Source organism: Bacillus salacetis (assembly GCF_003581585.1).
Classification (GTDB): domain Bacteria; phylum Bacillota; class Bacilli; order Bacillales; family Bacillaceae_B; genus Rossellomorea; species Rossellomorea salacetis.
Map to the genome: position 1 here is coordinate 1 of NZ_QXIR01000077.1, position 1,518 is coordinate 1,518.

The following is a 1,518-nucleotide window of genomic DNA, read 5'->3' on the forward strand; positions in this document are numbered from 1 at the left end:
TGTTCGATTTTTAAGGGATTTTCCGGATATCCCCTCATCCGCAAATATCCCGGCAAATTTGTATCGAGGATCTTTGAGGATTAAATACGTATAGTAAGCTACCTGTGTTTTATAACTGGTTAGCTGCTCTTCACGGTCCGTTGATACCCTACAATAGGCAGCAGTTCTAAGTGGTTTTGTAACCGGCTGGTTTGTTGTTGAGGAGGGATGGTCACGCAAGTTCATTTCTATCGTCTTCAACATGCTTTGCCCTTTTTTCGGTTCAATTTTGATGATTTCTCGTTCCATATGTGCTTGCATGCTTTCCTCACTCCTTTCTTTCAAATGTCCTTCTGCATCAATGATCTGATACAGTGGTTCATGCTCTTGTTGTTTTTGAAACTTCTTGTTTGATTGACTTTCAAGAATCTCTTCTTTCTGTAGATTATTAGGCATCTCCCCTACGATGGTTTCTGTCCCATCGACCCACTCAATGCGATAATCATCGGGAGAATAAATGACCGCTCCCATCAACCAAGCCCTAAGCTGTTCAATCGTAATGGTTTCTAGAAACTCCTCTATATTTTGGACCGTCTCAAGCCAGCTCAATGTTTGGTTCCGAAAGATTCGATCATCTTCAATCCTGGCGATGTGTTGTTCAAACTCTTTATAGGCTTGTTCTACTTTGGCCAGCTCACCCTTCCCTTCTTTTGCTAACTCCAGTTCAGCCATCCACCTTAATCGGTGAAACTCGAAATGGTCCTTCTGATTAATCTCTTGAAGCACCTTCTTGGCCGTATCGAAAACGGAATCATTCGTCATATCAAATTTCTGTTTGAAGCCCTCCAGCAAAATCTCTCTCAAACGATCTTCTCTAATCGATGTAAAATCACAGGCGCCGATATCACTCGCTTGGCACTTCCAATAGTTCACCCTTCTCGTTGGATAGTTGTTCAACCGATAGCCACAGCGGTGACAGGTCATTCTTCCTGAAAGAGAATGTTTATTCCCTTTTGGTCCTGTGGACTTCCTCTTAGGTTTAATTTCTTCTAAGCGTTTCTGTGTTTGTTCAAATACTTGCATACTAATGATTGGAGGGTGGCAATTTTCAATCGCAATTTCATCTCTCATATGTTTGGTGGTTTTATTGGTGAAAAGGTCTTTTGTTCGAACCCTCGTCAGTTTGTTACCGGTATAGGTCACGTTCGTTAGAATATGTTTTACAGTTGATCCTCTCCACAGGTCTTTGCCTACTGATGTCTTTATCCCTTGGTTTATTAGTTCTCGTGCTATTTCAGCCATGGTCATCCCCTGTAAAAACCAGTCAAAGATACGGCGAACAATTACTGCCCCTTCTTCGCTAATTTGAAGGGTATTTCGTCCATCTACTTTCACCACATCATAACCAAGCATCTTATTGTACCGAGGGATGCCTTTCTTGAAGTTCTTTTCAAATCCCCACCTGGTTGATGTTGAAATGGTCTCGATTTCTTCTTGAGCAAGGGCTGCATACGTACTTAGAAGAAATTTATTATATTG

General features: G+C 41.6%; 1 protein-coding gene. It reads right to left on the reverse strand.

Annotated elements, in window-relative coordinates; translation table 11 throughout:
• Positions 1-1,518, reverse strand: a 1,518-nt coding sequence (locus tag D3H55_RS25525; protein ID WP_136035796.1) for a recombinase family protein, incomplete at both ends; no start/stop codon positions are given.